The organism is Pseudomonas sp. 25 R 14 (genome assembly GCF_900004755.1).
In the GTDB taxonomy this organism is placed as follows: domain Bacteria; phylum Pseudomonadota; class Gammaproteobacteria; order Pseudomonadales; family Pseudomonadaceae; genus Aquipseudomonas; species Aquipseudomonas brenneri.
This window is the reverse complement of record NZ_CVTS01000051.1, coordinates 161,116-168,595: the sequence shown is the minus strand read 5'-3', so window position 1 is coordinate 168,595 and position 7,480 is coordinate 161,116. Positions and strand designations below refer to the sequence as shown.

Annotated in this window: 5 protein-coding genes; 2 read left to right on the top strand and 3 right to left on the bottom strand. The window is 61.8% G+C overall.

The window, feature by feature from the left end:
- Nucleotides 1-50: 50 nt before the first annotated feature.
- Both BFQ03_RS18210 and BFQ03_RS18205 read left to right on the top strand, forming a co-directional pair.
- On the top strand, nucleotides 51-1,859 hold the full coding sequence (locus BFQ03_RS18210) for a monovalent cation:proton antiporter-2 (CPA2) family protein (protein WP_032861096.1): 1,809 nt from the start codon (nucleotides 51-53) through the stop codon (nucleotides 1,857-1,859).
- Between the two features lie 73 nt (nucleotides 1,860-1,932).
- A complete protein-coding gene (locus tag BFQ03_RS18205; RefSeq protein WP_065943695.1) occupies nucleotides 1,933-2,517 on the top strand; it encodes a DcrB/PsbP domain-containing protein in 585 nt (194 codons plus the stop codon).
- 47 nt (nucleotides 2,518-2,564) lie between these two features.
- Here BFQ03_RS18205 and BFQ03_RS18200 read toward each other — a convergent pair whose 3' ends face one another.
- The 3 genes from BFQ03_RS18200 to BFQ03_RS18190 form a co-directional block, all read right to left on the bottom strand.
- On the bottom strand, nucleotides 2,565-4,826 hold the full coding sequence (locus tag BFQ03_RS18200) for a hybrid sensor histidine kinase/response regulator (RefSeq protein WP_065943694.1): 2,262 nt from the start codon (nucleotides 4,824-4,826) through the stop codon (nucleotides 2,565-2,567).
- Nucleotides 4,795-5,958 carry a nitric oxide-sensing protein NosP gene (gene nosP, locus BFQ03_RS18195; protein WP_032860167.1) on the bottom strand — a complete coding sequence of 388 codons (1,164 nt, stop codon included), beginning with the start codon at nucleotides 5,956-5,958 and terminating at the stop codon, nucleotides 4,795-4,797. The genes BFQ03_RS18200 and nosP overlap by 32 nt, the downstream gene beginning before the upstream one ends.
- A gap of 185 nt (nucleotides 5,959-6,143) precedes the next feature.
- Complete coding sequence (locus BFQ03_RS18190) at nucleotides 6,144-7,319, bottom strand: porin (RefSeq protein ID WP_032860168.1); 1,176 nt, start codon at nucleotides 7,317-7,319, stop codon at nucleotides 6,144-6,146.
- Nucleotides 7,320-7,480: the final 161 nt, after the last annotated feature.

The window sequence follows — 7,480 nt, the reverse complement described above, 5'->3', positions numbered from 1 at the left end:
GCGCTCTAATAGCGCCCTGTCGATTCGCCTCAAAGATCCTGGAGTAAGCGATGCCCCATGAAGGCAACCTGTTACAAGCGGCCGTGGTGTTCCTGTTGGCCGCGGTGCTCACCGTGCCCCTGGCCAAGCACCTGAAACTGGGGGCGGTGCTGGGCTATCTGTTCGCCGGCGTGATTATCGGCCCCTCGGTATTGGGGCTGATAGGCAACCCGCAAAGCGTCGCGCAGTTCTCCGAGCTGGGGGTGGTGTTGTTGCTGTTCATCATCGGCCTGGAGCTGTCGCCCAAACGCCTGTGGGTGATGCGCAAGGCGGTGTTTGGCGTGGGTCTGGCGCAAGTGCTGTTGACCGCCATGGTGATGGGCGCAGTGGCACTCTGGGCCTTTGGCCAGTCGTGGAACAGCGCCATTGTGCTGGGCTTGGGCCTGGCGTTGTCCTCCACCGCCTTCGGCCTGCAAAGCCTGGCCGAACGCAAGGAACTGAACAGCCCCCACGGGCGCCTGGCCTTTGCGATCCTGCTGTTCCAGGACATCGCGGCAATCCCGCTGATCGCCATGGTGCCGCTGCTGGCCGGCAGCGACCACACCACCACCGCCGCCCAGGACCTGAACCACGGTTTGCAGGTATTGGGCAGCATCGCCGTGGTGATCATCGGCGGCCGCTACCTGCTGCGCCCGGTGTTTCGTATCGTCGCCAAGACCGGCCTGCGCGAAGTGTCTACCGCCACCGCGCTGCTGGTGGTGATCGGCACCGCCTGGCTGATGGAGCTGGTGGGGGTGTCCATGGCCCTCGGCGCGTTCCTCGCCGGCCTGCTGCTGGCCGACTCGGAATACCGCCACGAACTGGAATCGCAGATCGAACCGTTCAAGGGCCTGCTGCTGGGCTTGTTCTTTATCAGTGTGGGCATGGGTGCCAATATCGGCCTGTTGTTCAGCACACCCTTTGTGGTGCTGGGGCTGACCTTGCTGCTGATCGCTATCAAGTTGCCGCTGCTGTACGCGGTCGGGCAGATGGTCGGCGAACTGAACCGCGAGAGCGCAGTACGCCTGGGTGTGGTGCTGGCCGCCGGTGGTGAGTTTGCCTTCGTGGTGTTCAAGATCGGCCGCGACCAGGGCCTGTTCGCCCCGCACCTGTACGACGTGCTGGTGCTGACCATCACCCTGTCCATGGCCCTCACGCCCCTGCTGTTGCTGCTGTGCCCGAAACTGTTCAGGCCCAAGGCCAAGCCGGTGGAAGTGCCAGAAGAGTACCGCGCCATCGAGAGCGATGCGCCTCGGGTGGTGATCGCCGGCATGGGCCGCATGGGGCAGATCGTGGCACGGATCCTACGGGCGCAAAACATTTCGTTTATCGCCCTCGACACTTCGGTGGAAACCATCGAGCTGACCCGCAGTTTCGGCGGCATGCCGGTGTTCTACGGTGATCCGCAGCGGCCAGAGATCCTGCATGCGGCGAAGGTCGACCAGGCCGAGTACTTCGTGATCGCCATGGATGATCCCGAAATCAATATCAAGACCGCTGAACTGGTGCGCAACCTCTACCCGCACATGAAGATCATCGCCCGTGCCCGTAACCGCCAGCACGTGCATCGCCTGGTGGACCTGGACGCGTCACCGGTGCGCGAAACCTTCTATTCCAGCCTGGAAATGAGCCGCCGCACCCTGGTCGGCCTGGGACTGAGCGAAACCCAGGCCGATGCGCGGATCAACCGCTTCAAACACCATGACCTGCAACTGTTGACCGCCCAGCACGCGGTGTACGACGACGCGGCCAAGGTGATGCAGTCGGCCCAGGAGTCCCGTGCAGAATTGGCCCGTCTGTTTGAAATGGACCGTCTTGAGGAAGAGTCCGGCAAGGCTTGAGGATGGATCCGAACGAAATTGCGAATTTTCTGACAGAATAGGTCGCAATTTCGTTCACCCATTGGACCACCTCATGGCCATTCTCAGCAAAACCGCCGCCCGCCTGGCCCTGGCGCTGACCATCAGCCTGGGTGCCAGCCCGCTGTTCGCGGCAGCCAAGCCGGCCACTGCGCAACCGGACGACTTCCAGATCGTCTCGACCCTCGACGGCAAATTCACCTTCACCCTGCCCAAAGGCTATGTCGCCGACGCCTTGCCCGCTGGCGCGCAAGCCCAGGGTACCGCTGGCGCCAACGGCACGATGTACATCAACCAGGCGTCAAAAAGCGTGGTGGTCGTGGCCCAGACCCTGCGCAACGACGGCATCGACCTGAAGGACGACGAACCGCTGTTTCTCGATAGCGCGGTTGAAGGTTTCCTCAAGGACGTCGGCACCAGCCTGCCGGACTACAAAAAACTGTCGCAGAAGAAACTGCTGATCAAAGGCGTGGGCCTGCGCCAGATTGATGCCACCGCGAGCATGGGCGGCGGCAAGACCTTGAACTCGACCTTCCTGGCCGGCTCCGGCAACCGGTTGCTGGTGATCCAGGCCATTTCCCGGGCCGAGGACGTGACAGGGCATGGGCTGCTGGTAAGGCAGATTACCAGTGGCAAATAACTCTGCGCCTACAGGGGATATGACACCCACCTGTGATCGCAACAGTGTCAGGGCCGGCCGAGCAAGTGGCTCATGGCTGTCTTGAGCTTCATCGGCCGCACCGGTTTGTGCATCAACGTATGCCCCAACTCGCGGATCTGCAGTTTCAGTTCATTGCTGTAGTTGGCCGTGATCATCATCGCCGGGATCGCGCTGGCCCGCCGCGCATTGATCCTGGCCACCGCGTCCACGCCATTCTGTTCGTCATCCAGGTGATAGTCGGCAATCAGCAAATCCGCCTGGGCATGGTAGTTGTCCACCTGGCGCGCCAGGTCCTGCTCGGACAAGGCCGTCACCACCTGGCAGCCCCAGCCCTCAAGCAGCGTGCGCATGCCGGCGCAGATCGCGGCGTCGTTATCCAGCACCCACACCCGCGCGCCCTGCAAACGCTCCAGCATCGGCTCGCTCATCACCGGCTTGGGCAAAGCCTTGGGCGCGGTGCTGCTCAGCGGTACCTCCACGCTGAACATCGAGCCCCGGCCCGGCCATGAGCGTACGGTGATCCGGTGCCCGAGAATCCTGGCGATCTTCTCCACAATCGCCAGGCCCAGGCCCAGCCCGCGATCCTGATCCGGGCGTTGCACATCACCGCGCTTGAACTCCTGGAAAATCTCCTCCAGACGCTCCTCGGCGATGCCCATGCCGGTGTCCCAGACCTGGATCGACAAGCGCTGATGCTCACGCCGACAGCCCAGCAGCACACGCCCGCTAAAGGTGTAGCGAATGGCATTGCTCAACAGGTTGCGCAAGATCCTCGCCAGCAGTTGAACGTCACTGCGTACCAGTGCCGAGCAACCGATAAAATGCAATTCCAGCCCCTCACTGCGCGCCACTTGGGTGTATTCGGCGGCCAGGTTGTCCAGCAGTTCGCTCAAGGCAAACGGCGCGATATCGGCCTTGATCACCCCAGCATCGAGTTTGGAAATATCCACCAGGGTACCCAGCAGGTTTTCCACATCCTCCAGGGAGTTGCTGACGTTACGCACCAGCGTCTCGTTGGCCACCGGGTCGCGCCGTTCCAGCAAGGCGCCGGTAAACAAGCGCGCGGCATTGAGCGGTTGCAGCAGGTCATGGCTGACCGCCGCGAGAAACTTGGTTTTCGACAAATTGGCCTGCTCGGCTTCCAGCTTGGCCTCACGCAAGCGCGATTCCACGCGGCGACGCTCGTCGATTTCCTGTAACAACTGGTCGTTGAGCGAGGTCAGCTCGGCCGTACGCTCGCGTACCCGCAGCTCCAGGTTCTGATAGGCCTGGTGCAAGGCTTCGGCGGTGCGGCGGCGCTCGGTAATGTCGCGGATCAGCACAAAGATCCCCACCACTTCGCCACTGGCCAGGCGGTTGGGCACATAGGAGCGCAGCATGTAGCGCTCCTGGTGGTTGCTGTTGGTTTCGGCGAACTCAAAGGTCACGCTCTCCCCCGCCAACGCCTGCGCCACGTAGGTTTCCAGACGCTGGTAATGCTGTTCGCTGTGGGCCTGGCGCAGGCTTTTGCCGAGCATCGCGCCCTGGGGCCAGCAATACCATTGCTCGTAGACTTTATTGGTGAACTCGTAGATCAAGTCGCCATTGAGGTAGGCAATCAACGCTGGCACATGGTCGGTAATCAGGCGAATCCAGCGCTCGCTCTCCTGGGATTTCTGCGCCACGGCTTGTTCTCGGCGCAGGGTCTCGGCCAGTTTGACGTCGGTGATATCCGTAAACAGAATCACCCGGCCGCCGTCCTGGGTCGGCCGTTCGCTGACTTGCAGCCAGCGCCCGTTATCCAGGCGATAGAACAGGGTCTCATCGGCGTGCCCGTGGGCCTCTTCAGTGAACAGACCGTTGACCGTCATCAGCCGCTTGACCTCGCGCAGGCCCATGCCCGCGACAATCTGCACCGGGCTGTTGCTCCAGAACCCCTGGAAGCGGCTGTTGAACAACACAATATGTTGGTGCTGGTCGAACAGCACAAAGGCATCGGAAATGCTCTCGATGGCATCGATCAGATGCTGGTGCGCGGTTTCTGCCCGCAGTCGTGCATCACTCAGCAGATGGTTGCTGGCCTTGAGTTCGGCCATGGCCTGGTTCAACGCATCGGTACGCTCGCGGACCTGCTCGGCCAGCACCACCGAATGCTGGAACGCCGCATAAGGGTCGTTGCCACGGGTGGCACCGGACTCGATGCGTTCGATCAGCGCGGCGTTGATCCGTTGCAGCTTGTGGTTGTGCTGCTGCAGGGCGCTGATCTGCGCCTGCAGTTCAGCGCTGTCCAGGGGGACGACCACGGGCAATGGCGACCCCGGTAAAGGTCTGGTTGATGTGCATGCCATTGAACTGCTCTCCGTAGGTGTTGAACCCCATCACCCGTTGCTCACGCAAAAATGTGCCGATCGACTCCAGGGTGCCGTGGTCTTCCAGCTCCAGGCGCCTGAGGAAACAGTCGCAGCCGATGGTCAGCAGCAGGTCGCCAAGGCGTGCTTGCAGGCCGTCGAACAGGGTTTGCAGGTTGGGCAGGATCGGCCCCGGCGTCATGGCGGTGAGGACGATGCCGTTCTCTACCGCACAGTAAAAACTCAGGCTCAGGTCAGCGTGGACCCGCTGGATCGCGCGCACGTAGTACTGGTCGTTGATGCGCACCGCCAGCGGGTGGGCGGCGAAGATCCGGTGATCGAGTTGTCCCACCGCCACGCCGATGTGCCGGGCGTATTCTTCGGCGGCAGGTTCGGCATTCAGTTCGAAGACCCGCCGCGAAGGGCTGTCGGCGCCGGTCACTACCAGTTTCTGCGCCCGGGGCAGGATGTGGTGGGTGGTGAACACTTCAAAATCCAGCCAGGTATTGACCAGCACCACCACCGCCGCGCCGCTGTGAAACTCACCGTCGAAGTACACGTGAGTGTGGGTCAGGTGGTTGTCATCACCCGCCGAGCCGCCAAAGTGCGGGATATCGCCCAGAGCCGCACTCAGGGCGGCCAGGACCATTTCTTCACGGCTGGACAGGCCGTCGAGCAGGGTCAAGGCAAAGCTGTTGCCCTTGATCGGCGCCAGGCTGTTGCTGCGACAGCCACCCACCAGGCGCTCGACCATTTGCTGGGCGTCGATCAGGCTGAAGTGTTCCACCTGGTCGATCAATTCGGTAGCGATGGAAAAGTGCGCATGATCAAACCCCACCGCTGTCACGCAATTGCGCCCATAGCCCTGGGGCGTGATTTCGCCGGCACTGGTGCAACCCACCACGCGGATCCCGCCGAAACGCTGCTGCAGGGCCTGGCCAAGGGCCTTGAGGTCATAGGTGGCGGAGCAGAAGAACAGCACGAAACCCAGGTACGGGTGCAACAACTGGCTGGCCAGCTCATCAGCCACCTGCCACGCCTCGCTGGCCTGGGACATGGCTGTGACTACGCCTTCGCTGTGCATCTGTTGCATGGTCATCTCCGCCTTTGAAACTCAAGTGTACGAACGCGCGGGATGGCAACCTATGCTACTTGGGTACTGGGTCGGGGCTTCGATGGGATGAGAACGCCAGGTTGGCGAGCAATCCATGTGAAATGAGATCAAAAAATGTGGGAGCGGGCTTGCTCGCTCCCACATTTTGATCCCATTCCAAGTCATTACCAGGTGAGCACCGCACCTACGGCAAAGGTATCGGTGTCTTCGTTCTGCGCGCTGGTGTCGTGGCCGGTGATCTCGAACTGGTTGTACTCGGCCACCAGTTTCAGGTTGTCGTTGATGTCATGGAACAGGGCAATACCACGGGTTTCATAATCCGCGCCGCTGCCGACCACACCGTTGCCGTCGTCCTTGGTCTTGCCGTAGGACAGGGCCAGACGGTTCTTGCCCAGTTTGTAGGAGCCCTGCAACAGGTAGCCGTTGCTGTCGACATTACGCAGCGTCGCCTCACCCGCGTTGTTGGTGAAGAACGGGTTGATGCCCTTGGCCTGGAAGCCCGAGCCGGTCAGCGACAAGCCGCCCATCTTCGCCTGCACGCCGTAGCCCAGGCCCTTGGAGGTCACCGATTCGACGGTGGAATCGGTGTTGTCCGAAGTCTGGTAGCTGCCGTTGAGCCAGCTGTAGATCTTCGCCCCGCCGACATCGAACTGGTAGGTGATCTCGCTCTCGGTACGCGGGTTCTTCTGGTAGGCCTTGCCCAGCGTGCTGCTGTCGTTGGTATCGACCGGGTCCATGATGCCCACCGCCACGCGCAGGCCTTCCATCACCGGGGTGCGGTAGGTGATCTGCGAGGTGGGGAACGGGTACGGGTAACCACTGCCGATATTGCCGAACGACACCCCGCCGCCGTCCACCAGGCCCAGGCTGTCGCTGACCTGGCCATAACCGGCCAGCAGTTCGTCGAGCAGGATGTTGGAGCGGGCGAACAGGCCGAAGTCCTTGCCGATCAACACCTCGCCCCATTCGGGGTTGGCCACGGTGCCGTAGAACTGGCGCACGTCGATGGCGGTGTCGGTGCCGTTGGTTTCGCTGTCGTTGATGGTCACCCAGAACGAGGCCCGGGCGCCGAGCTTGAGGTCATCGACCTGCTTGCCCATGTTGAAACCCAGGTAGTTGGGCAGAAACCCCATCTTCACCCGCGACTGGCGCCGGTCGTACTGTTCGCCGGCACGGTCCACATCGCTGTTGACGTAGAAGGCGTTGATATAGCCATCGGTCGAGAATGTGGTCTCGTCCTTGTCGTACAGCACGATTTCGGCCTGGGCCACTGAGCTCAAGCCGAGGCTGGCGATAAAGACAGGCAACAAATGACGGGGGACATTCTTATTGTTATGCATGGCGCGCTCCGCGACGGGGGTCTGGGTGTCGGAGGCGATTATCGAAAGGCAGGCTGCGCGGTTAAACGCTGCCTTGGAGGGGAATGTGCGGTGCTTTGGACGGCGGCAAGGGCCCGCCACTTAAGGCTTACACCTGTAGGAGCGAGCTTGCTCGCGAAGGT

Bases quoted from the DNA above. Each gene is read 5' to 3' on its own strand.
- BFQ03_RS18190 (WP_032860168.1), bottom strand. From the start codon at position 7,319: ATGCATAACAATAAGAATGTCCCCCGTCATTTGTTGCCTGTCTTTATC.
- BFQ03_RS18210 (WP_032861096.1), top strand. From the start codon at position 51: ATGCCCCATGAAGGCAACCTGTTACAAGCGGCCGTGGTGTTCCTGTTG.
- nosP (WP_032860167.1), bottom strand. From the start codon at position 5,958: ATGCAACAGATGCACAGCGAAGGCGTAGTCACAGCCATGTCCCAGGCC.
- BFQ03_RS18205 (WP_065943695.1), top strand. From the start codon at position 1,933: ATGGCCATTCTCAGCAAAACCGCCGCCCGCCTGGCCCTGGCGCTGACC.